Here is a 24287-nt window from a genome sequence, read left to right as displayed (position 1 = left end):
TTTCTTAATAGCGAATCAAAAGGACTAGGGTGGTAGATACGATGTTAAAAAAACGGGATTTGCATGAATGCCATTCCCTGTATCTGTTAATGAGCGATCCGGATATTTTTCCTTACGTACGTTATAAGTCCCAAAGTTATGACCACTATGTATTCATTACGAAACAATTGATGATCCAAGAGGAGCAAGGGGCATGTATTTCCCGAACGATTCTTAGTGAGGCCGGACACCCTATAGGTACGATTGATTTATACGATATTGAGAATAAAACAGGCTTTTTGGCCACATGGATTGGGCTGCCTTACTTTGGTAAAGGTCATAACCAACGAGCGAAGGAAGCTTTTTTTACGGAATTGTTTCTTGAGCATGAGATGGAAACCGTCTACGTGAAAATTCGCAAACACAATATTCGATCGAAAAAAGCGATGGAGAAGCTGCCGTATGCCAAACTGGCAAATGAACATAACTTGTCGATCTATCGGAGGATTAATGAGAAGGAAACGGTCTATGATTTATATCAAGTGGAGCGGGAGTCCTTTTTAGAGAATAATAAAATGAGTTTGGCTGATGCTTAAAAAACTTTCCGGCCGCGCGAAAGTTCCCGTTTTATATGCGGGTGCCGAATGCTATTTGGAAGTGTTAAAGCTGACGATTGATGCGGACGCGGACACGACGATTACGAATCGGTGAAAAATGGGGTATAAAGAGATTGAGCAAATTTTGTTGGGAAATGGAGCGAAATAATTGTATGCTTGTGAAGCCGGCCTTTGGGCTGGCTTTTTATTTTTACCGATCATTCGTTGATAGTTTTTGCCGAGGATAACAAGATTGGATTACATTGGATGATCCTCTTGATGGTTGTGACCGGATCTCATAAGGCCAATTCGTATGCGGCAGGAACATAGTTATGAATTGCTTGAAGAAGGTAAATGGAAGCGGATTGAATTTATATAATCACTCGAACCTTGACCTTTGTCGAAATGGAGTCAAAGATTACGCCTTCTTGCGGCATGGTATTCACGCAGTCGAAATGTTGCCATCGAAAGTTTAGATTGTTAATAACCATAACTATTAATGTCAATAATTAAATCCAATTGAAGGAACAGAAGCTAATATACTCTCTCATTCGACAAGGGAGTCGACTAAGAAAGCTATGCTTTTTACGTGAATCTTGAAGGGAAGTGAGATTGCTTGGCGAAATTGTAAGCGATTGCTAGTTGCGGGGCTGCTGGAGTTCGAATTCGAATCATCAGGGGGGAGAGATCAATTATGGGGTCTAGAGTGATGCATTTCTGTATTACGAATGAGCTGAATAAGCAACTGTACAGTTCTAATGAAATCCGGCTGCATTTGGGTGGACTCGCTCCTGATTTAACGCATCCCGTTTATGCGCCAAAGCATACAACGCATTTCGTTCAAATCAATAGCGAAGGGAAGAAGCGAATCGATTGCAGGGGGTTCATTCAAACGTACAAGCCGCATTTTGACGATCCGTTTTTTACCGGTTATTTAAGCCATCTTGTCGCCGACAATCTATGGTACGAGACGATGTATTTGAAGCTGATTAAGCCATTGCCTGAATACGAAAGAACAAGCGCAGTGGAGAAAGGCTATCGTGATTTTCACAGATTAAATAGTCGATTGCTTGCCCATTATGCGTTAACGCCGCTTGAACAAATTCCCGCTATTGATGATGTTACGATTGAAGGGCTGTATCCGGAATATATTCCTTTCATAGCGCAGCAATTGAATGATGACTTCAAAGTAGAGGAAGAAGTGACTTCGGCAGCATTAGAGATTTACGATGTACAACAGATATTAGCGTATATCGGCAATTCCGTAACCGAAACCGTCCGTTTACTTGAAGAAATGAAAGGAGAACCGTTATGATTGCCGCTAGTCAATCATGTTCCGCATCACACTAACGCAAATCGTTTAAAAAAGCGTCGGGCTGCCGACGCTTTTTTAAATCAATTCTATTTTTCACTAATCCACATGACCGGACGTATGCCGAGTTTCGTATCCACCTTGCGATGATATGCCTGATAATCGGAAGATACGATGCGAGCTTTATCTGTACTGCCGTAGTAAGGGAGAGAGAGCCAATAATCAGTTGTCAGAACAGCAGACGTTTTAGAGGAATGAAATAGCTGTTCCACATCCTCTAATGTCGGCAGCGTTAAATAGTCGGTATAATGATTCCTATATGCCCGTTCACTATTCTGTGACGCATATTTGATCGGTGAGAACCAGTAAAGGGGCCGGTCTCCGCTTGCGGCATTCCGCCAGTTCTCTTCATTGCAATAGGAAGGGTATTGAGCCTTCTGAATGCGTTCCCGTTCATCCCGTGTAAACCAAATCCCCAGGCGGGCATTCAATTGCTGCCGGATGCTCGCTTGCGCATAATCATTAGAGCCTTCATCGAACGCGCTACGGAATAACACATCTTCGGCGATTACTTTTATCATGCCGTCTTTTTTCTCAATCACAATCCATTTGATCGGGTTTCCCTGTATGTTGCCAACCGTCATTGTTTCCGGTTTTCCCTGGTAAAAGCTTAAAACTGCCAATATCGCAACGGCAGTAAAGCCAACAGCTCGAAAGGTTCGGTTTTTAAACTGAAGATTATCCAACAGCAGCACGATGATCAGCATATCCAAATGTACATTGAACAGAAACATATGTTTTTGCAAATCGGCGTTTCCGTTGCTGACAATGGGTACGATAAATTGTCCCGCAGCAGCTCCCAATAGCGCAAATCTCAATAAGATCGTGTACAAACTGTTCTTTTTTCTAATTTTAATGATGATGTTCACAAGAGACAAAGCAAATACGACGGCTATAAATATCGCTGCAAAGCCGGAAAAATGCTTTCTGACGCTTTCCCATACATTCAGCCGAAATTCGAACCGTAAATCTGCTTGCTCACGAGACAATTCGACGTTTGTTAAATAAGTAGGCCTTAGAGGCAAAGCCGCTTCGGCGCTTACATCCAGCTTCTCAGCAAAAAACGCAGGATGGGATACATAATAGTTAAGTACATTAATTTTGCTTGTCCGGTCAAAAAACAATTGTTCAAATTTTGAATCGTAAATGTCGTATGGATTCAAGGGTGCCCTTGCATAGGCGTTAATCGATTCCAGTTTGGACAGTTCCGGCGGCAGGCCCAGTTCCTTCGTTGATTGCTCCGGCGCAGGGTTATTGTACAGAACGCCAAAAAATACGGATTGAAACGTAGTCGCTTTTTCCATCCATTCGGGCGCTTGTATCGCGTATTGAAAAGAAGCGAGCAGCATGACAACGATTGATGTGCAAACGATGATTTTCTTTTTTAATCGTTCATGAGTGATCGCATAATAGGCGATCGGTACAGAGAGCAGCAATGCGGAAGGGAAGTTGGCCGGTTTGGAGCCGGAAAACATAAATAGCGACAGCAATAATCCGGCATATACTAAATAACTGCTATTATTGTTGCCTAAATACAAAAGCAGCACGAACGATAAAAGCAAAAAGATAAGTGTCGTTGATTCACCGTAAAACGAATGGAAATAAACCAGATAGCCGCAGTCCATAAAAATGAAGGCAAACGCTATTTTAACGGCGATGTCCTCGACTCGGCGGCGTTTCCAGTTTTCTTTTATAAATAAGAACAACGCGGCAGCATAAAACAGAATATATTGCGCCGTTTGAAATGACAGGTTAAACAACGTACGATCGCGGCCGAGCAGCTTGTTCGCTATCGCGTTGAAAAATAACGCGATTTTAATAAATATAAATTGTGTCGAATAGTATTTCGCCGGATTGTCTTGAACCGGCAGGAAAATCCGAATAAAGTAATGCGAGATTCGGGCCGGATTTGAAATATGATACGTATCTTTCATCGTTAAATATTTCAAGTGATGGATAGGAGTAAGGTCAAACGCCCTTATTGTTCTGTCAAAATCGGAATTATCGGCAAGTCCGATCGGCGTCGGAACATAAATCAACAAAAATATGGCTGCCGCAATAAAAAGAAAAAGTGTCAACATCCGTATAGGCATCCAATCATATCCTTTAAATGAAAGTTGTTAATCCAAACTTTTCCCCAAAAAAGTTCATTACATACAGATGCCTGTTCAGCTGAAACTCGTTCGAATAGACCTTTTCGGAAGGAAAAGATGCTTGTATACTTATAAATACTGGAAATGATTAGATGCTAAAGGAGAATAGAGGCTTGAAAATAACCAATCGAAAGCCAAACGTGTTTATCGGCTGCTCGCGGGAAGCGATTCCTTACGCCCGTGCGGTTGCTGCCCAACTTGAATACACGGCGCAAATTAATCCTTGGTATGCCGGTACGTTTGGCGCCAACGATTATACGGTGGAAGCGCTTGAAAAAGAGCTGAGCGCCAATGATTTTGGCATATTCGTGTTTGCAGCCGACGATGTGGCAATCATCCGCAATAAACCTGTTTTTATTACGAGAGACAATACGTTGTTTGAAGCAGGGTTGTTTTGGGGAAGATTGGGCAGACGCCGTGTTTTCTGCATCATACCTCGCGAAGTGGAAGAGCGAAATGCTCTGCTTGCAGAAGAAAAGATCGATGAGTTTCATTTGCTTTCGGACTTAAACGGCCTCACTTTGCTTACATACGGTATTCGCGACGATGGCAAATATGCAGCTGCGGTCGATACCGCTTGCGGCGAGATTCTGAGCGTCATTAAAAGGGAGCAGCTGTTTCAGGATCCTGCAGCAATGCTGGAAGAGAAAGATGCATTGATCGACCGGAAACAAAGTCTGCTGCGCTTCTTTTGGGAATATACTCGAAATATTACAGTCGCGAATAAGATGGAAAGATACAACGCTTTTTCGGAAGCGATTCGAAACTCATTCTTGCAGCCTGGAGGCTTCACGACTACGGGAGCCGCTATCTGGAAGCGGATCGATCAAGAGCATATTCAACAGGTTGGCGGAAATGTCGGCCGCGGCAGAATCTATAAACTGGATGACGCAGAGGCAGACGCGCGAGAAGAGCAAAAGATCTACGTGGTGGACGCCTTCAAGACCGGAAGGTATGAATTTTTCTTGCGCCGCGCGATTGAAGAGACCTATATCTTGTGCTATCCTTTAGATAAAGAACATGTTCTATCGGTGCACATTTCCGGTAAATATACGTTAACCGCTTTTGATTTTAAGAAGATCATTTCCAATAATGAAGAACTGCTCATAACGATTAAAGCTTTAGTTGGAGGGGACTCTCTATGAGAAACAGCGGAAAGAAACATACGACCGAATCGGCTGAAGTATCGCGGGGGCGCAGGTTCGGCGTACTGAAACAAGATTCCGGGATCGGCGTTGTATTCACCGGCCCATCCGTTGAAGGTACTGACAACGAGTATATTAAAGTTTATAGCGGCAAGGTAACCGATAAGAAACCGTCGTTTGCTTAACAATAAGGATAACCGCTCTGGCTGCTCTGGCCTCAGCGGTTTTTTTGTTTTGTTGGTAGGCATTGGGAGATTGTTGTCGAATTCCGTAGGTAAAGAATGCATAGATGAGGTGTTCATATTGACTTGGAATTTAGGTTTGCTATGCATCAAAGCGGATCCTGCTGTAGTCGAGAAGGATACGTTTTTGGATGTTTTTTTATAAATCAAAAGAAAGCTTGCACTTCGAAGATGTGAGTTCGGTTGCAATGGGATCGGCAGTAAAAGGAATAAATGAAGGGCTCGATTATTTATCATCCAAAGGCATCAAAGCGAAGGATCAATGGGGAGAAACCATCATTAGCCAAATTATTGCTAAAGAAATTTGGAACAAATCAGAGGGCGACTTTTTCGGAACGATGTGGGGATTGCGATTTGCGAAGTATGAACTGGATTGAGTCTGCCAGCTGTTGCTGGCGCCCGAAGTTAGTGGATTAATCCAATATAGAGCGCCTGAATGGGGCAAATGTGCCGAAGTTAGTGGATAAATCCAACATGGAGCGCCTGAATGGGGCAAATGTGCCGAAGTTAGTGGATTAATCCAACATAGAGTGCCTGAATGGTTGCCGGGGAACTTCACTAGTTGCCGGTCGAGAACAATCTAGAGTATGCAAAAAATCAGTTTGAAAATGTATATATTATGGAGTATTACGGAAAAATCATTCGTTCGGATGTGTCTATTATAAATCCGGATCGATTCGTCCTCTACGATAATGAGTTAATCACAGGGAGTCCGTATCATGTTGAAGATACTTGGGAGAACTATGCAACAATTGCGACGCCATTGACGGCGAGTATGAATATTGGCTGGAGAAAAACAGCATTTAAATCTGTAACAATTTCATTTTCGTTGCCGTCTAATTCGATATCTTCATATAAAAGGGATCGATTTGATGTTGAAATTCAATGCTGCAGCGCTCATAATAACGGCACTATTCCTCCTGACAGCTTGCGGAAATGACAATGCGAAACCGGTTGAGGCAGCTATAACGAGCTCGCAATTGGAAAACGGTTGAAGACATGAGAAAGTTTTATGCTTTTAGAGAAAATAAACTTGGCGAATGGATGATCCAAACCATTGATTGCGTAATATTTTTAACCACGAGAGAGAGGAATGCCAATGCTGCAGAGATACGTTAGATCAGACCAGTATCAATTGGAAGAGTTTATGAAAACGATGTATGTTTCCAGAGGATATGTCTTTGATCCTGAAGGATCGCATTCAGATATTAGAAGTATTGAACCTCTATATTTTGAGACTGGAGGCGGATTCTGGTTATTGAAGGAAGGGTATGGCGTTATTGGGTCTATAGGTTTGAAGGGTATTGATTCTGAAAACAGAATTGGCGAAATAAAGAGGTTCTTCGTCTTACCTGAACATCAAGATAAAGGTTACGGCAAAAGCATGATGAGCCAAATAATAGAATTTGCAAAACAAGCCGGATTAATAAAGCTGAGGTTGGACACTGAGAAGCAATCTTATAAAGCGATGTCAGTTTTTCGAAGCTTCGGCTTTTATGAGATACCCAAATACAACGATAATGATAGTGCTGAAATATTTATGGAATTATCCATTGTGTCATAACAAGAAAAACATGTAGCGAGTTGGTTTCAATAAATCGTTTTGTTTTAATAAATCAAATTCGATGAACATAATATCGGTATAGAAGGGGAGTCAAGAAGGGAGATGGTTGTCGCGTGGAAACGTTCGGCAGAGGTTGTCTCTGGCTCATTCTTGGGGCCATCGGATTGATGGTGATTGCCTTTATTACTCAGAGTATGATTAACATACCCTGGTTCATTTTCATTCCCATAGTCATTCTAGTTTTCTGGTTAGCTTCAAAGAAAAGTAAAAAATAACGTCAGAAGGTACTAGGAAACATTAGAACTATGACGACCATTCAATTCTCCTTATGATGGGGTTAGTTCTTATTACAGTTCATCATAAGGAGAATGCCTATGCGTAATCTAAAAAAACTTTGGGCAACCCTTTACCTGCTTGGCGCGGCAGGTATCGGAGTCGGATGTCTGTTTGGTTTATTGTATTTGGCTTTAAGTTATGAAATCAAATTTTTTGGCATGAATCGAGCTCTGACAATTACAGGGATCATCGTTCTGGCAGTAATGGGGTTAATCGTTTACTTACGTATAGGCAGTTATATCTTTGAAACAAATACTTATATTGGAGCAACTTTTGTAATCATCATTGTCTCGGCTTTTATGTTTATGCCGGCTGTTCAGCTCTGGACTAATACAATGGATGCCATTTCAAAATATCGTGCGAAGCCATATGTACAAGACTACATAGGAGAGTTGAATTCAACATTTGCTAAAGAAATCGCTCCATTGGAATTTAATGAGAAGGAGAGTAAATCCGAGACACTTGGCTATTGGAGTGCTGACAGTAATTCAATCAGGATATCGTTGCAAAAGCAAGATAATATACTTTCCGCTGAAGATTTGAAAAAAGTAATAAAAGCACTGCCTCCAGCCAAATATGGTGTGAGGGTCTCCATCGACTATGAGCGTTTAGATGATTCCGAATACTATGGTAAACCTTATATCAGTTTTGCGATTAATAATAAGAAACCAACCGATACGCCACCATATTGTAGTTCCAATGACTATGATCATGATCCTTGTAAAATGCTAAATGAACTTTTCGCCCAACAATAATAGGAAAGCAAGGGATCGCGCAAATACGCGGTCCTTTTTATATTGAATTGATCAAGCCTTTATAGGTGTCAAAACCCCTTTACTCTTCAACAACTCCTCGGTATCGCCTCCAGGCGAGACAGGTTCAATAGACTTTGCTTTGGCAGAAGCAACTGCTACGCATCGAAGTGCGGTCAGCCGCCTTGTAAAGCAATTAGAAATGAAGGAATATGTGAAAAAAGAAACGTCTCCTAACGATCACAGAGGGGTATTATTATCTCTCACTGAATTAGGACAGCGGAAAATAATCGATGCGCTTAATGAGAAGGAAATCGTTTTTTATGAACGGATCTCACAGTGGATCGCGGCTACTAAGTAATTAGTAGAAAGCAGAGAAGCATGCGATGTTTCTCTGCTTTTTTATTTTTATGATATAATAGGTGATAGCTGTGAGAAACCGAGAGATATTTCTTATGAAAACGAGTCGCGCGCCATATCAAGTCGCTTGAACAGTTCGGCTGCAGCGGCTTTTATATTATCGATACATGCGAACATATGATCTTGTTGGTTTGTTCGTAAAGATTCTAATGGTATACGACTACATTCATTTTCTATTGAGATTGGAGTAAAAATTGATTATGGCTAAAGCAAAAATTCCAAAACGACCGACACGAGATGAATTTGTATTAGAAGAGATCGGCAATCAGCTTTCAGAAGCATTTCATGAACAATCCATTATTGTACTGTCAGTATGGGGTAAAGAAGAGCCCGTTAAAGGGCAAATCGTTAAAATGGATTCTAGAACGGGCACGGTTCATGTAGAAGCCTCGGAAGGAATAAATAAAGTACCGTTTATGGATATCATGAGTGTGAATTATCCGCGGGAATACTGAGGAGAGTACCTATGACTTCGTTAAATTACGATGGCAAAGTGTTTAAAACCGTTCAAAACACAATCGAAGCCTGAACGATTAGACAACGGTAAACTGAAAATGCATGAAGAATGGGAATGGACTTGCAAGGATCGCTCAATAGGATATTCCGTAATCGAAGAAATATAGTTGCGCTAGCATAACCGCTCAAAGGAGTTTATCATTTTTTATCGAATATTTGATTCGATAGTTTATAAGACGCAGAAAGGAAGGGAAACTAAATCATGTTGGATCCAACGGTCATTCATCAACTGAAAACAACGCTTCGCACAAGCATTACCAACAATGAAGCGGCTGGCGCCAATTTTATGGTGATCAAAGACGGCAAGGAAATTTTCTATCATGAAGACGGCATGGCTGACATAGCAACGGAACGTCCGATTACGAGAGATTCGATATTTAGACTATATTCCATGACAAAGCCAATTACGGCCGTATCCGCGATGATTTTGCTGGAACGCGGAGTAATCGACTTGTTCGATCCGGTGAGCACGTTCTTGCCCGGATTCAAAAACCAAATGGTGGAGAAGAACGGCGAATTGGTTCCGGCGGAAAGAGAAGTCAATATATATGACTTGCTTGGCATGACGTCTGGATTGGTGTATGGCGGCACCGACAAAGCCGGCCGAGCAACTGAGGAAGTGCTTAAGGAAATCGATCGGAGCCTATCGGGCGAATCGCCTCTAAGCACGCTGGAAGCGATGAACCGGATTGGCGAAGCACCGCTTTCTTTTCAGCCCGGATCGTCCTGGCAATACGGTATCTCGGCCGATGTGCTGGGTGCGGTTATTGAAGTCGCAAGCGGCATGCGATTAGGCGAATTTATGCAAAAAGAATTGTTTGATCCGTTGGAAATGAAGGATACCGGATTCTGGCTGCCTGAGCATAAAAGAAGTCGTCTGGTTACGACCTATGCAGATAACGGTCAGGGCGGTTTGACAGCGTTTACAGGAAATCATCTTGGAATTAATAATCCGATGGATCACAGCCCTGAATTCGAATCGGGAGGCGCCGGTTTGGTGTCGACGATTGATGACTCCGCTAAATTTACGACTATGTTAATGAATAACGGAAGCCTTTCCGGCGTTCAAATTTTGCGGCCTCGAACGGTTAAGTACTTAACGTCTGCAACGTTAAATGAACGTCAGCAGAAAAGCTATGAGTCGTGGCATACGCTCAGCGGGCATAGCTACGGCAACCTGATGCGCATTATGACAGACACAACTAAAGCAGGCATTATCGGAAGTCCCGGGGAATATGGCTGGGATGGCTGGTTAGGCGCTTACTTCGGCAATTGTCCGCAAGACGGATTGACTATTTTGTTCATGATCCAGAAAAAAGATGCAGGGACGACTTCGCTTACTCGCAAGCTGCGCAATATTGTCGTAAGCTCCCTATAAGGCACAAGAAACACTCGCTTTGCAGCCTTGCACAAGTCATTCTCCGAGATTACGGGGAATGGCTTTTTTATTGGAATCTATTGATTTGAAACAATCTATAGAATATGATGTCATATTTTGATAATATATGTATTGGCTGTTTTTTTCACTCGTATAGAATGGCGCGTCTTAATTCTGTTCGTCCTGTTTCATGAAAGATTCCGCTACAAAAGGAGAAGCAGAGGTTGAATGAATAGTATTTGGGAATATATCGTACCAACATTTTTTGTTGCGTGTATGTGCGCTTATATGGCAACTCGGCGCGGGAAAAATGCTGTGCTTTGGTTTTTTGCCGGCATGGTTGGCAACGTCTTAGCCGCGGTTATTATCGGAGGGGCCCCGTATGTTGATAAGGATAATAAAGATCATTGGGGCGGGAAAGAAAGAGATAAGACGAATGTGATGCCGGATAAAAGGCCTGGAACTTTGACAGCTGCTGGCATACTGATTTTGGTTACAGCAGGATTGTCTGGTATGCTGGGAATGTATCAGATCTCGATTCATTCTACTTCCTTTGGTCTATTAAATTTGCTTTTCATGGCGGGCGGTATTTGGCTTGGAATTCAATTGTTGAAAATGAAAGCATATTTTTTTGCCTTAACGTTAACCGTACTAAATGCCGCAGGCGGTTTAATTATGCTTGCCACATACGGCCCGATTTATCTCATTTTTGAACCGCTCAATATAGCTGCGTTAGTCTGTCTCATTCTAAACTGGAAGGTCTTTAGATAGAAGCCTGATTCCGAGCGGCTGCAGAGGCTTGAGTCGAACGGTTGTTCTAAGGGCGAATACAATGCTTAGCACAAAGTCGCATGGATGGCGGCTTTTTATTTTTGTAGGACCGTTCTTGCTGCGGGTCAAATGAATATTGCGACGGAGGAAAAAGTATGGTTAAACAAGCTGTTATATTAGCCGCAGGTTTGGGAACTAGACTGCTTCCCATTACAAAGGTAATTCCGAAACCTATGCTGCCGATCGGAACCAAACCGATAATTGATTATGTGGTCGAGGAGCTGACGGAATCTGGCATCGATCATATTATTATCGTAGTTGGACACAAGAAAGAAATTATCGAGGAATATTACAAAGACAATTCTAATATCCAGTTTGTCGTACAGGAAAATATAAATGGAACAGCTCCAGCTTTGTACTTGGCTAAAAAAGCGTTGAAGGAAGGTCCATTCGGTATTTGTTATGCAGATGATATTTTCGAAAGTAAAGTGCCGGTCATGAAGCAATTAATTGAACATTTTGAACAGATGGATGCAAGTATCGTGACGGGGATTGAAGAGGCAGGTCAGGAAGAGCTTAAAATATACAACTGTTTGTCTTTAGAAAAATGGAATGCTGCCGTTTTCAAATTATATGAATTCATCGAAAAACCAATCGACCATTTCGAATCGTCATATACGTCGACCGGAAGATTTGTTGCAACGCACGAAATATTTAGCGCAATCGAAGCTTTGCAACAACATGGCGGTGAAATCTACTTAACCGAAGCGATAAATACGGTTATGAAAAAAGGAAAAGCATACGGAATCGCCTATCAAGGAAAACGTTGGGATACCGGAACGAAAGAAAATTGGATGAAAACGAATAACGCATTAGGACGTTAGGCGAGAAGGGGCTCGGCAGCAGCCGAGAACCACAATATCGCTTATAAGATTCCTAAAATAGGAGAAGTGCTAGATTTGGAGCAGATTCCGCAAACGACCGAGAATGATTTATGGTGGCAATCCCCGCAAAGAAGGAGAGATTTGGAAACCATTTTCCATGAATGACGTAAAAACTTAAAACAAAGCGGAAGGAAGATAAAAAAAATGAAAAAATTGATGATCCTCTTACTTGTCGTTTCCTCCATGGCATTAAGTGCATGCTCGTTCATAGAAGAGGCAGATAACACGTTGGGCTATGTGAATCAAGCTACAGAACATATTAATAGCTTAACTGCATTTGCAGAGCAAGCCCCGCAAATGATTCAGGATGCCGCAACTAACCCGGATACGTTACAAAAGCTTGAAGACCAATTAATTGCTTTACGAACGGAGATTGAACAATTCAACTTGATCGAAGCGCCGGCAATTGCAAAGGATCTGCATCAACAATTGCTTGAAAAAAATAAGTTGCTGTTGGATGAGATTAACCAAGTATTAGCCGAGGGCCATCTTGCACTGGATCAGCTTGAAAACTCGCCAATTTTGACAACGATCAACGACATAACGAGCTTGATTAATCGAATCGAAAATTTAGGCGTATAACATGGTTTGACATATACGAAAGTAACAATCGCTTTGAAGAGACATTCCCAAAAGGTGTTGCAGAAGTTATTAAATAGCGACAAGCAGCAATAGAAGCCGCATAATTTGCGGCTTTTTTATTTTTGCTTAATGAGAGTTTATGCCTTGTAACGTTAATCATAATAGATTAACCTCTAGGTATGCGTTTAAATTACGCAGAGCAGGATGTACATGAATTGGCCGCCACGTACGCACAACAGGAGGTGCTCATATGGAACAAAATTTGAACTGGGCTGGAAATTACCGTTACAATTCGTTGGAATGGCTTGAACCGGAAAAGCTGGAAGAAGTTCGCGACATCGTTGTTCGTTGCCAAAGCATTCGCGTACTCGGCTCGCGCCACTCCTTTAACGGGATCGCCGACACCTTCGGCACCCAGTTATCGCTTCGGAAGCTCAATCGGGTAATTGAGCTCGATCGGGAGCAAGGGACAGTTACGGTTGAGGGCGGTATTCGTTACGGGGATTTGTGCCATTATTTACACGAACATGGCTGCGCGCTGCACAACTTGGCGTCATTGCCGCATATCAGCGTGGCCGGCGCAGTCGCGACTGCTACTCACGGATCGGGCGATCAGAACGCCGGACTGGCAGATGCCGTCCGTTCTATCGAGTTAGTGAAAGCCGACGGTGAAGCGGTAGTTCTTACACGCGGAATAGACCCGGATTTCGAGGGAGCAGTTGTAGGGCTTGGCGGGCTTGGCGTAGTAACGAAGCTTACGCTCGACGTAGTACCTTCTTTTCATATAAGTCAGACTGTTTACGACCAGCTTCCATTGTCTGCTTTGGACGGCAGTTTGAATGAGATTTTTTCCGCTGCGTACAGTGTCAGTTTGTTTACCGATTGGACTGCTCCGGCATTTAATCAAGTGTGGGTGAAGCGGAAGGTTAAGACTGGAGGGGAACTTTCAGCTGATCCAGATGATTCGTTAACCGATTTCTTCGGGGCATTGTCCGCTCCGGAAAAACGCCATCCAGTGCCTGGTCAATCTGCGGTAAACTGCAGCGAACAGTTAGGTGTCGCGGGTCCATGGCATGAGCGGCTGCCGCATTTTCGCATGGATTTCACGCCAAGCGCAGGCAATGAGCTGCAAAGCGAGTATTTTGTGGAACGGCAGCATGCGTATGAGGCACTGCGCGCTCTCGACAGACTGCGCGATCAAATCGCGCCGCATCTTTTTATTTCCGAGGTACGTACAATAGCCGCAGACAACTTCTGGATGAGTCCTTGCTACCGGCAAAACAGTGTCGGGTTCCATTTTACATGGAAGCAGGATTGGGAGAGCGTTCGTCAAGTTCTTCCGCTTATTGAGAAGGAGTTGGAGCCGTTCGGAGCGCGCCCTCACTGGGCGAAGCTTTTCACAATGGATGCAGGAAGAGTGCAATCGCTGTTTGAACGGTTGCCTGATTTCCGCCAGCTGCTGCTGCGTTACGATCCTGAAGGGAAGTTTCGGAACTCGTTCGTGGATACTTATGTGATGGCGCAATAAAGCTAATAGAATTGGAGAATTCGATTATGAAATCAATAGCGGTATTCTGCGGCTCCAGTGAAGGAGCCTCCCCTATATATAAAGAAAGCGCAGTAAAACTAGGCCAGGAACTTGCCAAACGTCAGATCACACTCATTTATGGCGGAGCGAATGTGGGGCTGATGGGAACTGTCGCAGACGCTGTACTGGAGCAAGGCGGAGAGGTGATCGGAATCCTTCCATTCTTCCTCCAAAGCCGCGAAATTGCCCATAAAGGTCTTACCGATCTCATTATGGTCGAGTCCATGCACGAACGTAAAGCCAAAATGTCGGAATTGGCGGACGGCTTCATCGCTCTGCCTGGAGGTCCCGGAACGATGGAAGAATATTTTGAAATATTCACTTGGGGACAACTGGGCTTGCATCAAAAACCGTGCGGCTTATTAAATGTAAATCAATATTTCGATCCGATTGTCTCGATGTTTGAAACGATGCAGCGCGAACAATTTATGCAGTCTAAGTATCGTTCGATGTTCATTACAGATACGACTGCTGCAGGTGTTCTGGAGCAGTTTTCCAATTATGTTGCTCCTTCGGTCAAAACGTATCTGAATGATCAGCGTGTTTAAGCTGCAATAATATACTATAATTGTCTAAAGCAGAAGTCGCATGAAATGCGGCTTTTTTTTATTCGTACCTGAATCCGTGATATCTCACTATTCATCGCAGCATGGCACATTGGATTGGCTTCCATTCTGAACCAGAATGCAAAATGAGGTCATTCGTTGCGAATTTGTCTGAAGGCAGACGTTCGAGGTTAAGTCAGATTTAATTTCGCTATGGAACTGCTCACTTGTTGCATGGTCTTTGTACAGATCGACAACTTGTTCCTCTGAGCATTCGAGTGTTGTCCAATTCAGCGAAAACTCAACATCAGGAATAAGAAGCGCCTGACCATCTCGCTCAATGGTACGCTCTGTCACTCGGCAGATCGGACTCCTTACGAGGATTCCGTTTAATAATAAAGTCAGCTTCTTGGTCCAGCAGTAGATTCACATTATCAGAAGCATCATTACCGCCATCTAATCGTGCGAGGATCGGCAGGTTAGTGATGCACCGTGCGTATCGAAGGCTCATGTCAATGAAATCATCCGTATTTTAATGGAGCCTTCGCCCGTTTGAGCAAATCGGCGGATTCTTCAAGAATAATACGGTTATCAGATAGTTATATCACGGATTCAGATTGTATGATAAGACAGCATTCGACAGTTGAAAAATGTATAATGGTGAATATAATCAAATTTTGACAATATAGATGAGAGGGGAACAGGATCAATATTATTTAATAACTTTTTTAAATCTTACTGGATTTTTATTTCACTGAAAAAAGCGGGAAATATTTAAGAAATTGGATTTTTGAGGGGGATTTAAGTGAGGTTAAAAAGTATCTTGATTATCGTACTAAGCATTATATCAGGAGTGGCGTTTTATTATTTACTGCTTATGCTCATTTTCCAATTGCCTTCTAATGGGGTCTGGATTGAAACAGGGAATGTGGCGGAATCAATTTTCTCGGGAATTCTTCTAGTAGCAATTAGTGCTAGTTATGTATGGTTGTTAATGAAGCTGAGAAAGCAGAAGGCAATACTGTTTTCTGTCAGTATTGTTCTCTTCATTTTAGCTTTTTTTTCACCAATAATCATTAGCCAAATTATTGAAAATCGGCAGGATGATACCGAGAAGCTTATTGAGTATGAGAGAGAAGAGAGATATATTAATGGACTTTCAGTTTCTTTTAAAAGTAGTAATTTGCCATTTGAGCTTAATGTAGAGAAGAGTATTTTAGGAACGAGTGAAATAAATGGAGCTTACGTACTCTATTTCCAGTTAGCTGATACGGAAAGCTTGAGTAAGGTTAATTTAATAAAACTATTTAATTGGCTACCTGATACGGGGGGTAGTTTATATTACATCGTACTAACAAAAGGTTCCGAAGAGTTAGTAAAATACCGTCTAACATCTGAGGGGCTAGTTGAGAAATGTTACGATATTAAAATCGGTTTATGTAGTAAGTATGGGATTGAAGGAGAAGGATCCTACTGACCGAAATTGGCTTTTCGCAATTAAATTTGCTATTCGCTGCTACGAACGTTTAGGATTTATAAAAAGCAATTTAACAGAAAATGTTTACACTTCGAGCTTGGGGGAATACGTGGGGGAAGAGGTTAACAGGAAAACAACACGAGGAGCAGCGTGCCGTCGGCAGCTGCTATTTTAGTTCATTGTTAAAGTATTATCCTATTTTAACAATCAGAACTGAAGCATTGATAATTGGATTTCCTATAATGGTTGGGTTTAATGTAACTCCGCCGCCTGTATCATCAAATCGATTTAACGTTAAAGCTACTCCAGCCGATAATGATGCAAGCACTTGACCTGTATATGGATTCGTGTCGTCTCGACTTCCGTAATTGCTTCCCGCTACTAATACTGAATCTGCGAATAAAGCAAACACGCTAATTCCAGGCTCAGCCGGAGGCAGAGGGAACACCTCCCATTCAATACTGTACAGCCCGGATTCTAAAATATTGATTGTCGAAGGAGCCGTGAAAGACAACGCTGTGCCTGCAAGAACGGGAGCGTTATTAAACTGTACTGCGCCGCCTTCCCCGCCCCCGGCAGGGCCGGAAGTTATGGATTGCTCACTTGTGCTGCTAACATACAATGCTGATGGCGTAAACGGTTTACTACAATAGCATTTTGCCTAGGACGGATAAAGAGGACTCAAAAAATACTCCAGTATGAATGACTGTTGTCAAATGATAACGGTTTTTTTGGTCTTTTCAAAAATAATTCCGATCTCAGCGCCAGCCCATACAAGCAGCAGTACCTTTTCATACGTTATATGGAATCTGCCTACTTTATTCGATGAAATGCACATTTACTCATAAGGAGTTGAATATGTGAATTCAAAAGTTAAGCTTACAGGCCGAGTGGTTTTTAAGGGGGATCCGGGATATGAGGCGGCTCGTAAAAACTGGGATCCTCATACGAATCGTTTTCCTAAAGTATTTGTTTTTGCCCAAAAAACGATGGATGTGGCAAACGCTATTCGATGGGCCCGTAAAAACAACGTGCCTATTCGAGCGAGAAGCGGACGTCATGCGCTAGAGACGAATCTTTCTCAAGTCAACGGAGGCATTGTTATTGATGTTAGCGAACTAAAGAGCATTAAGCTGAATAAAAAATGCAGTACAGCTGTTGTAGGAACGGGCAACCGCGTAGGGAGGATTGTTGACACACTTGCTCGGCAAGGATTTATGGCTCCATTTGGCGACAGTCCGTCGGTCGGTATTGGCGGAATTACACCCGGTGGCGGGATTGGACCGCTCCAACGGACGACTGGACTTATAAGCGACAATCTTCTTGCGCTCGAAATGGTCGACGCAAAAGGGAGAATCATTCGCGCCAGTAAAAAGCGCAACTCCGATTTGTTATGGGCTTCCCGAGGAGGCGGAGGCGGCAACTTCGGCATCTACACCAAATACAAATTCAAGGTAAGGAAAGCTCCAGTCAAGGCTACTGTTTTCAGCATCACTTGGCCTTGGAGCCAGTTCGAAAAAGTCGTTAAAGCATGGCAGCGATGGGCTCCTTTCACAAGTAATAAACTGGGCAGCGAGTTATCCGTCGGTCCCAAAAAAGGCGGCAACGTCAGTATGCTGGGAGTATACCTTGGATCAAAAAAAGAAGCGCTCCGTCTATTAGAGCCTATTACGAGTGTCGGAACGACAACTAAGAAAGACATTCGGTATCTCCCATACTTGCAGGCGACGAAATTTCTGCTGGCTCCCGATCCAGTCCTTACTCAAAAGTTTAGCAACCAGTTCTCCAGCGGTTTCGGCAGACGTCCATTCCCGGATAAAGCTTTTAAATATATGCGCGAATTTCTGGAAAAAGCGGAGGGAGGCACGCCAGCAGGCTTCTACTTCCTTAACTGGGGTGGAGCTATAAAACGTATCGCACCTAGAGCTACTGCTTTCTACTGGCGTGATCCGCAGTATTATGTGGAGTGGAACAGCTCATGGGTAAAAAAATCGAATGCGGCTAGAAATATAGCCTTAGCGCGGAACACGAGAACGAAGCTGCAGCCCTATATCGTAGGGTCATATATAAACGTACCGGATCAGGGAATAAAATGTTCTGGACCCGTTTATTATGGAAAGAACTACCCAAGGCTGCGCAGAGTAAAAGCAAAATATGATCCGACAAATGTGTTTAACAACCCGCAAAGCATTCCGCCAGCTTAACAAAATGCTGAATTAATAATTGGAGTCCCTTACATTGAGGGACTCTTTTTCATATTTTTTAGAGCGTAGGTAATCCTACTTAGGAAGCACAATGCTTATCATTAATATCTCAGGAGGATCCAAATGTTCCACTACACCGTTCAAACGCGTAAATCTGTCGATGAGGCCATCCATTCACTGGAACTTTCATTGAAGGAAGAACAATTCGGGGTTCTCTGGAGATTTAGCATTCAAGATAAGTTAAATGAAAAAGGAATTGAGTTTAACCAACGTTATGAAGTGCTTGAGGTGTGCAATCCATTCGAGGCGAAAAAAGTGTTAAGCGAAAATGTATTAAATGGTTATTTTTTACCCTGTAAGATTACGGTGTATGAGCATGGAGGTCTGACGAATATCGGATTGCCGAAGCCGTCGCATTTGATTGGAATGGTCGGAGAAGAATCGGCTGCTGCGCTGCGGGATATCGCATTAGACGTCGAGCGACGCTTGATTATGTGCATTGATAAGAGCATCTGAGCGTGTTAACTCTATGGTTTGAGCTGTTCCATTCTTTTTTTACCCCAATCGTACATCATCTCAACGATCGGCAATATTGTCATCCCGAGCTCAGTCATGGAATATACAACCTTCGGCGGAACTTCAGGAAATACTTCACGTTCAACAATCTCATCCTCCATCAGTTCGCGCAACTGATTGGTGAGCATTTTGTGGGATATTTTCGGAAACAGCCTTTGAAGTTCGCTGAACCGGTGAGGGCCTTCCACGCCGAGATGCCACAGGATAACGACCTTCCATTTACCGCTTAAGACCGATAATGTAAGCTCTTTTTCGCAGTGATAATCTTGTTTGAGTATTCGCTCTTTTATTTCTTTTCGCAATGTATCGGACATTTATTTTTTCTCCTTTTCTACGTAAGTAACTTAGCGGTAACTTACGCTCTAAAAAGTGCATACTTTTCAATTGAAACGATCACAAGTAGAATGGAGTGAAGCAATCATTCCTATTTGTTCCTGTTGCACTTCAACATTGTAACAAATATTGATTAAGAAATTAAAGGAGCGAGAAACAGGATGCAACCCGTAACAGGCAAAGTAGCGATCATTACTGGAGCAGGACGCGGCATCGGACGAGCTATTTCCATCGCGTTTGCACAAGAAGGAATTCATGTAGGTCTTATAGGGCGGACAGTTGAAAATTTGCAAAAGGTAGCGGAAGAACTAAAACCGTACGGTGTGAAAGTTGCCATTGCAACAGCCGACGTGGCAGATCTTGCGTCAATTACTGCAGCCGTTGACTCCATTCGAGACGAACTGGGTGCCATTGATATTCTAGTCAACAATGCTGGGATCGGCAAATTCGGCGGCTTCATGGAGCTGACGCCCGAAGAGTGGACGAATATCATCGACGTCAACGTGAAGGGCGTGTATTACGCGACTCGCGCAGTATTGCCAGAGATGATGGAACGCAACGCGGGTGACATTATAAACATTGCGTCTACGGCTGGTCAAAGAGGAGCGCCTCTTACTAGCGCGTATACCGCATCGAAAGCAGCCGTTATCGGTCTCAGCGAGTCCTTAATGCTTGAGGTTCGTAAGAAAAACATTCGTGTAAGTACATTGACTCCAAGTACGGTCGCAACGGATATGGCGGTAAATCTCAAACTAACGGACGGCAACCCAGAAAAAGTGATGCAGCCGGAAGACTTGGCGGATTTAATCGTAGCGCAACTGAAGCTGCATCCTCGCGTTTTATTGAAACATGCAGGACTTTGGTCGACAAACCCATAAATAACCAAAGCAAAATAATGCCATCCATTAATAAAAGCTCCGAGAAATCGGGCTTTTATTTTTTTTGCAACAATAATTGTGTCGTATCTTTCGATAGGTATAATATTTTGATAAAATTTGAGAAAGGGATAGGAATTGTTCCTGAAGGTGTCATAGCAAAAGGGTTCGATCCTCTCTCGAAAATGAGTCCACATGCCAGGGATGATTACGAACCATGGCCAGGTATTTACGAGCAAGTTCCCGCCACATTGTTAAAGTATCTCAGTGACAAGGCGTTAACCAAAGAGGATGTCACTTTCTGTATTTGGAGAGAATCCGGGGACACGAAGTTATATGAATGAATCATGACCTTTGGATGATCCAGTATGCTGCATTTCGCCGAGCTGCGCTATGTTGGTGACGAGACGGTCGCTGAGCGCAGACGACTGCTCTAGAACCATAAGCAATTGATCCGAAAGCAGATCGATCTGCTTTTCGCAAACTTGGAGGCCATTAACGAGAAAATCGATTATTACAAGGAATTGGAGCGGGAATTTGAAGCAACGGGCAGGAAAATGTCAATGCCCCAGTAGAATAAGCCCGTATCGAGAAAAGAACAATGTCCCAATCGAATAGAAGGGTACATTGTTCTTTTTAGTTCCGGAGGCATCTTAAATGAACGGGGTATCAAATTCGTCGTTGAATTCTTCTTCTAATACCTCGACCGGTACCGTTTGCTCCTCGTCTGGTCTGTCCAACGAATGAATTCTCGCGGTGCCGGCTCCCAAGTTGACATGTTCGATAAACACAGGAACGCCGAAGTACGATACGGTTATCATATCCGGAGAATCGGCGATCTCTTTCGCTCTGTACGCTTCCACGATGTCATCACCTCGTGTAAAGTGTTTACAGAGATCCCATTGTTTATCCGCGAGCTAACGAAGCGACATCGTTTTTTTTCGCATGTTTTCAAGCTAGGATCTGGTAAAATGATTAAGCTGGCGAATATACATATATTGGTTAGGAGTGAGACTTATCTTTCGTTCCATCACATACTTGAAATCAGGAAATGAAATTCAGCGTCGTGCTTACAAAATTATTAATGAATTAAACATCCTTAATGACTTTGCTAAATATCAGCCTACCTTATGTGGAACCATTCCAATCTCGATTGACATTAAAGGTTCCGACCTAGACATTATTATGGAAGTTCATGATTTCAAGCTTTTTAAGGATGAAGTAAAGTTACGATATGAAAACTTAGACGGTTTTGTATTGGCAGAGATGACCGTCAGAAATGTACCTACAATCATTTCAAATTTCAGGTTTAAAGGTTTTGATTTTGAAATATTTGCGCAGCCTGTTGCAGTTGAAAAACAAAATGCATATCGTCATATGATAGTCGAACAACATATTCTAATGACGAATCCTCACTTAAAAAAAGATATTGTTCGTCTAAAAGAACAAGGTGTAAAGACTGAGCCGGCTTTTGCCCAGGTACTTGGTTTAGTTGGCGACCCGTACGATGAGCTTCTAATCCATGGAACTCATTTAGGTGTAATTAAGTATACATAATGCAACAGGGTGGTTCGTTCGTTGGAGTTTAGAGCCTTGATTCTCGATCCAGTGACTGGCGAAGCATGGGGAACCATGAGGAAGCATATAAGTTGAAGCCGTACGCCTGGGAAGAGGTAAGGGGATTTCCCCTTACCTCTTTATGTTTATGTGAATCAAAGTTTATTCTCTTCTTACTGAACCTTTTTCCATATGAGAGCGAATAAAGGGTTGTAACACGTTCAGGAGGGCCCCCATGAATGATAAAGAGTTACTTCAATGGCTTGAAAAAGCGACGTCGGGCGACGAGTCAGCCTTTCAGCATGTCTATCAGGCAACATACCAAGATATCTATCGGACGGTTGCTTTTCTCGTCTACAACAAACAGGACATTGAGGATATCGTGAATGAAGTTTATATGCACCTGTGGCGGTCGTTTCATAATTACGACTCAAACCGGCCGTTTCGGTTTTGGTTGCATGGGATCACAGTCCGTCTTGTCCAGGATTGGAAGAGAAAGGCCTGGCGGCGAATTCGCCTCTTTGAACGAAACCGCCAGATGAGTTGCGAACAGTTCGACTGGACCGACAAAGCTGTCCTGCAGTCCGAAATGCAGCATGAGCTGTTTAACCTTGTCCGCCAGTTGTCGTACAAACTACGTGTGGTCGTCATCCTGCGCTATTTTCACGACTATGCTTTGGATGAAATCGCAGACATTTTGCAGATCCCTTCAGGTACAGTGAAATCAAGGCATCATCTGGCACTGAAAGAACTTCGGAAACGATTCGAAATGACGGGAGGAGACGCGTATGTCAATTGACAAAGAATTGCGTGAAGAACTTCGCCAGGTGGCAGATTCGATGGAATACCCAGCGGATTTGCACGGACGTGTACGACAGTCCTATCAACACTATTTGAATGAAAAGAGAGGTAGATCCCCAATGAAAAAACGTATGCTCGCAGGTATTGCCGCAGTAGCAATATTAATCCCGTCTGCCGTATTTGCATCTTCCTATCTAGCCGATGATCTATTCGGTTCTGTTGCAATCATTGAACAGCATGGCGGTACAAAGGAAGATTACCAAGAAATTGAGGGAATGCTTCAATCAGCAAAAGGCAAGCTCACGGAGGATGAATTTAAAGCGTATACGGAGCTGACCAAGCAGTTGATGCAATTAAAGCTGAAGAAAACCGATGAAAATGGGGTCATTCATGAGGAGAAGCTGACCACAGAAGAACAGCAGCAGTTTGAGCAACTCGCCTCCAAGCTGGCTCCGTACTTCGAGAAGATCAACGGAACCGCAAAGTAACACTTCCGCTTCACCTACAATATGATGAGTCTAGAAATCTAAAGAGGTGAGCCGATGGGAGTCGTAAAGGCCAGGAAACAGGATGTTGACATGTTGGCAAGGTTGCTCCGAGCAGAAGCTGAGACCGAAGGCGAAATGGGCATGCTCCTTGTTGGAAATGTTGGCATTAACCGAATAAGAGGGAATTGCTCCGACTTTAAGGATATCCGAACCATTCCCCAAATGATCAACCAACCGCATGCGTTCGAAGCGTTGCAGCATGGTATGTACTATCAGAACGCAAGAGAGAGGGAACGCCGTCTGGCGCAACGGGCTGTTAATGGGGAGAGGAATTGGCCAGCCAAATTCTCCCTATGGTATTTCCGTCCAGGATCGTTTGAAAATCCCGGGCCATGTCCGCCAACTTGGTATAATCAGCCGTTTGTAGGACGGTGGAAAAAGCACTGCTTTTATGAACCGATCGCGGGAGAATGTGACAATATCTACAATACGTTTTAACAGCTGTCAAACGACATTAGAATCTATTCCAAGGAGGGGCTGTCCCATAAGTCATGAAAATGACGATGGGATACCCCTTTTTTTATCTGGGTTAAACAGTAAACTGCTCATTTAAATGTTCTTCCGATCGCCATTGCTCAGGGATTCCTTTGAATCAACGAGGTAAGGTTGGGATCCCTTCACAAAAACGAACGCTGACGCTTCTCCAGAATCATTTAAATGCTCCGTCTACCCTTAACCTGTTCATAAATTGCTCAAACAAAAAGAAGCCAACCCTTGTTAAAATGGAGGTACCACCCACCCATTCTAAGTAAAGAGAGGCTTCTTATGTATAAAGAATATACCATGGATCAGCTGTCCTGGCCAATGGACTTGCAGGAAGATATCCCCGAAAATCATCTCGTTCGCGTCATCAACGACGAAGTCAATCGTTTAGATATGAATCTCTTCACGAAAGCTTATCCCGGGGGTGGCCGGGATAGCTATCACCCCAAGATGCTCATGAAAGTCATCATCTATGCCTACACACAGCGCATTTACTCTTCTCGCCAAATCGCGAAAGCGGTTCGTGAAAACATCATGTTCATGTGGCTTG

At 43.2% G+C, this 24287-nt stretch carries 31 protein-coding genes and 1 pseudogene; 27 read left to right on the top strand and 5 right to left on the bottom strand.

Annotation, left to right across the window (positions count from 1 at the left end):
• Nucleotides 1–41: 41 nt before the first annotated feature.
• From GOM71_RS19570 to GOM71_RS19565, 3 genes are all read left to right on the top strand, one after another.
• Complete coding sequence (locus GOM71_RS19570) at nt 42–575, top strand: GNAT family N-acetyltransferase (protein ID WP_156284115.1); 534 nt, start codon at nt 42–44, stop codon at nt 573–575.
• Nucleotides 568–690, top strand: a complete 123-nt coding sequence (locus tag GOM71_RS24755; RefSeq protein WP_301539651.1) for a hypothetical protein — start codon at nt 568–570, stop codon at nt 688–690. The genes GOM71_RS19570 and GOM71_RS24755 overlap by 8 nt, the downstream gene beginning before the upstream one ends.
• 579 nt (nt 691–1269) lie before the next feature.
• A complete protein-coding gene (locus tag GOM71_RS19565; protein ID WP_156284114.1) occupies nt 1270–1890 on the top strand; it encodes a hypothetical protein in 621 nt (206 codons plus the stop codon).
• 86 nt (nt 1891–1976) lie between these two features.
• On the opposite strand, the gene wsfD is transcribed toward GOM71_RS19565, so the two are convergent.
• A complete protein-coding gene (gene wsfD / locus GOM71_RS19560; RefSeq protein WP_156284108.1) occupies nt 1977–4028 on the bottom strand; it encodes a glycan biosynthesis hexose transferase WsfD in 2052 nt (683 codons plus the stop codon).
• 185 nt (nt 4029–4213) lie between these two features.
• Between wsfD and GOM71_RS19555 the strand changes: the two genes are divergently transcribed.
• The 15 genes from GOM71_RS19555 to GOM71_RS19490 all read left to right on the top strand — a co-directional run bounded on the left by GOM71_RS19555 (nt 4214) and on the right by GOM71_RS19490 (nt 14886).
• Nucleotides 4214–5245, top strand: a complete 1032-nt coding sequence (locus tag GOM71_RS19555; RefSeq protein WP_253944935.1) for a TIR domain-containing protein — start codon at nt 4214–4216, stop codon at nt 5243–5245.
• Complete coding sequence (locus tag GOM71_RS19550) at nt 5242–5430, top strand: hypothetical protein (protein WP_156284104.1); 189 nt, start codon at nt 5242–5244, stop codon at nt 5428–5430. Before GOM71_RS19555 ends, GOM71_RS19550 begins: the two co-directional genes overlap by 4 nt.
• A 188-nt stretch (nt 5431–5618) precedes the next feature.
• Complete coding sequence (locus GOM71_RS19545; protein ID WP_156284102.1) at nt 5619–5864, top strand: hypothetical protein; 246 nt, start codon at nt 5619–5621, stop codon at nt 5862–5864.
• Between the two features lie 185 nt (nt 5865–6049).
• Nucleotides 6050–6427, top strand: a complete 378-nt coding sequence (locus GOM71_RS19540; protein ID WP_156284100.1) for a hypothetical protein — start codon at nt 6050–6052, stop codon at nt 6425–6427.
• 153 nt (nt 6428–6580) lie between these two features.
• The gene (locus tag GOM71_RS19535) at nt 6581–7051 is read left to right on the top strand and encodes a GNAT family N-acetyltransferase (RefSeq protein WP_156284096.1); all 471 of its coding nucleotides are present in this window, start codon (nt 6581–6583) and stop codon (nt 7049–7051) included.
• 374 nt (nt 7052–7425) lie between these two features.
• Nucleotides 7426–8142: an MFS transporter gene (locus GOM71_RS19530; RefSeq protein WP_156284094.1), complete on the top strand. Its 717-nt coding sequence runs from the start codon at nt 7426–7428 to the stop codon at nt 8140–8142.
• Nucleotides 8143–8281: 139 nt separating this feature from the next.
• Nucleotides 8282–8500: a MarR family transcriptional regulator gene (locus GOM71_RS19525; RefSeq protein WP_156284092.1), complete on the top strand. Its 219-nt coding sequence runs from the start codon at nt 8282–8284 to the stop codon at nt 8498–8500.
• Between the two features lie 259 nt (nt 8501–8759).
• Complete coding sequence (locus GOM71_RS19520) at nt 8760–9014, top strand: YolD-like family protein (RefSeq protein ID WP_156284090.1); 255 nt, start codon at nt 8760–8762, stop codon at nt 9012–9014.
• A 30-nt stretch (nt 9015–9044) separates the two neighbouring features.
• On the top strand, nt 9045–9182 hold the full coding sequence (locus GOM71_RS25185; protein ID WP_483311056.1) for an avidin-fold protein: 138 nt from the start codon (nt 9045–9047) through the stop codon (nt 9180–9182).
• A gap of 95 nt (nt 9183–9277) precedes the next feature.
• Entirely contained in the window at nt 9278–10453 is a 1176-nt protein-coding gene (locus GOM71_RS19515) for a serine hydrolase domain-containing protein (protein ID WP_156284088.1), read from the top strand.
• A gap of 228 nt (nt 10454–10681) precedes the next feature.
• The gene (locus GOM71_RS19510) at nt 10682–11224 is read left to right on the top strand and encodes a hypothetical protein (RefSeq protein WP_156284086.1); all 543 of its coding nucleotides are present in this window, start codon (nt 10682–10684) and stop codon (nt 11222–11224) included.
• 155 nt (nt 11225–11379) lie between these two features.
• On the top strand, nt 11380–12108 hold the full coding sequence (locus GOM71_RS19505) for a sugar phosphate nucleotidyltransferase (RefSeq protein WP_156284084.1): 729 nt from the start codon (nt 11380–11382) through the stop codon (nt 12106–12108).
• Nucleotides 12109–12312: 204 nt separating this feature from the next.
• The gene (locus GOM71_RS19500; protein WP_156284081.1) at nt 12313–12750 is read left to right on the top strand and encodes a DUF6376 family protein; all 438 of its coding nucleotides are present in this window, start codon (nt 12313–12315) and stop codon (nt 12748–12750) included.
• 250 nt (nt 12751–13000) lie between these two features.
• Nucleotides 13001–14278: an FAD-binding protein gene (locus GOM71_RS19495; RefSeq protein ID WP_156284079.1), complete on the top strand. Its 1278-nt coding sequence runs from the start codon at nt 13001–13003 to the stop codon at nt 14276–14278.
• 26 nt (nt 14279–14304) lie between these two features.
• Nucleotides 14305–14886: an LOG family protein gene (locus tag GOM71_RS19490; protein WP_156284076.1), complete on the top strand. Its 582-nt coding sequence runs from the start codon at nt 14305–14307 to the stop codon at nt 14884–14886.
• Nucleotides 14887–15025: 139 nt separating this feature from the next.
• Here GOM71_RS19490 and GOM71_RS25180 read toward each other — a convergent pair.
• A pseudogene (locus GOM71_RS25180) lies at nt 15026–15243 on the bottom strand (IS1380 family transposase); the annotation flags it as partial.
• Between the two features lie 445 nt (nt 15244–15688).
• Here GOM71_RS25180 and GOM71_RS19485 point away from each other — a divergent pair.
• Entirely contained in the window at nt 15689–16360 is a 672-nt protein-coding gene (locus tag GOM71_RS19485; protein WP_156284074.1) for a hypothetical protein, read from the top strand.
• Nucleotides 16361–16550: 190 nt separating this feature from the next.
• Here GOM71_RS19485 and GOM71_RS19480 read toward each other — a convergent pair whose 3' ends face one another.
• Nucleotides 16551–16982: a hypothetical protein gene (locus tag GOM71_RS19480; RefSeq protein ID WP_173275834.1), complete on the bottom strand. Its 432-nt coding sequence runs from the start codon at nt 16980–16982 to the stop codon at nt 16551–16553.
• Nucleotides 16983–17220: 238 nt separating this feature from the next.
• On the opposite strand from GOM71_RS19480, the gene GOM71_RS19475 reads away from it, so the two are divergent.
• Complete coding sequence (locus GOM71_RS19475; RefSeq protein ID WP_367649711.1) at nt 17221–18564, top strand: FAD-binding oxidoreductase; 1344 nt, start codon at nt 17221–17223, stop codon at nt 18562–18564.
• A 123-nt stretch (nt 18565–18687) separates the two neighbouring features.
• Nucleotides 18688–19080 carry a DUF302 domain-containing protein gene (locus GOM71_RS19470; RefSeq protein ID WP_156284070.1) on the top strand — a complete coding sequence of 131 codons (393 nt, stop codon included), beginning with the start codon at nt 18688–18690 and terminating at the stop codon, nt 19078–19080.
• 11 nt (nt 19081–19091) lie between these two features.
• Here the strand turns inward: GOM71_RS19470 and GOM71_RS19465 are convergent, their stop codons facing one another.
• Entirely contained in the window at nt 19092–19454 is a 363-nt protein-coding gene (locus GOM71_RS19465) for a winged helix-turn-helix transcriptional regulator (RefSeq protein WP_156284068.1), read from the bottom strand.
• A 180-nt stretch (nt 19455–19634) separates the two neighbouring features.
• On the opposite strand from GOM71_RS19465, the gene GOM71_RS19460 reads away from it, so the two are divergent.
• On the top strand, nt 19635–20351 hold the full coding sequence (locus tag GOM71_RS19460; RefSeq protein WP_156284067.1) for a 3-ketoacyl-ACP reductase: 717 nt from the start codon (nt 19635–19637) through the stop codon (nt 20349–20351).
• Between the two features lie 650 nt (nt 20352–21001).
• Here the strand turns inward: GOM71_RS19460 and GOM71_RS19455 are convergent.
• Nucleotides 21002–21211, bottom strand: a complete 210-nt coding sequence (locus GOM71_RS19455) for an H-type small acid-soluble spore protein (protein ID WP_367649710.1) — start codon at nt 21209–21211, stop codon at nt 21002–21004.
• Between the two features lie 154 nt (nt 21212–21365).
• Between GOM71_RS19455 and GOM71_RS19450 the strand changes: the two genes are divergently transcribed.
• From GOM71_RS19450 to GOM71_RS19430, 5 genes are all read left to right on the top strand, one after another.
• The gene (locus tag GOM71_RS19450) at nt 21366–21905 is read left to right on the top strand and encodes a DUF4269 domain-containing protein (protein ID WP_367649715.1); all 540 of its coding nucleotides are present in this window, start codon (nt 21366–21368) and stop codon (nt 21903–21905) included.
• Between the two features lie 235 nt (nt 21906–22140).
• Entirely contained in the window at nt 22141–22704 is a 564-nt protein-coding gene (locus GOM71_RS19445; RefSeq protein ID WP_156284063.1) for a sigma-70 family RNA polymerase sigma factor, read from the top strand.
• Entirely contained in the window at nt 22694–23194 is a 501-nt protein-coding gene (locus tag GOM71_RS19440; RefSeq protein WP_156284061.1) for a DUF3600 domain-containing protein, read from the top strand. The genes GOM71_RS19445 and GOM71_RS19440 overlap by 11 nt, the downstream gene beginning before the upstream one ends.
• 54 nt (nt 23195–23248) lie before the next feature.
• Nucleotides 23249–23692, top strand: a complete 444-nt coding sequence (locus GOM71_RS19435; protein WP_156284059.1) for a cell wall hydrolase — start codon at nt 23249–23251, stop codon at nt 23690–23692.
• Between the two features lie 327 nt (nt 23693–24019).
• Nucleotides 24020–24287, top strand: a 268-nt coding sequence (locus GOM71_RS19430; RefSeq protein WP_173275832.1) for a transposase, incomplete at its 3' end; no start/stop codon positions are given.

Source organism: Paenibacillus sp. NEAU-GSW1, assembly GCF_009737085.1.
Lineage (GTDB): Bacteria > Bacillota > Bacilli > Paenibacillales > Paenibacillaceae > Pristimantibacillus.
The sequence above is the reverse complement of the archived record's forward strand: the minus strand, read 5'-3'. Positions and strand labels throughout refer to the sequence as shown.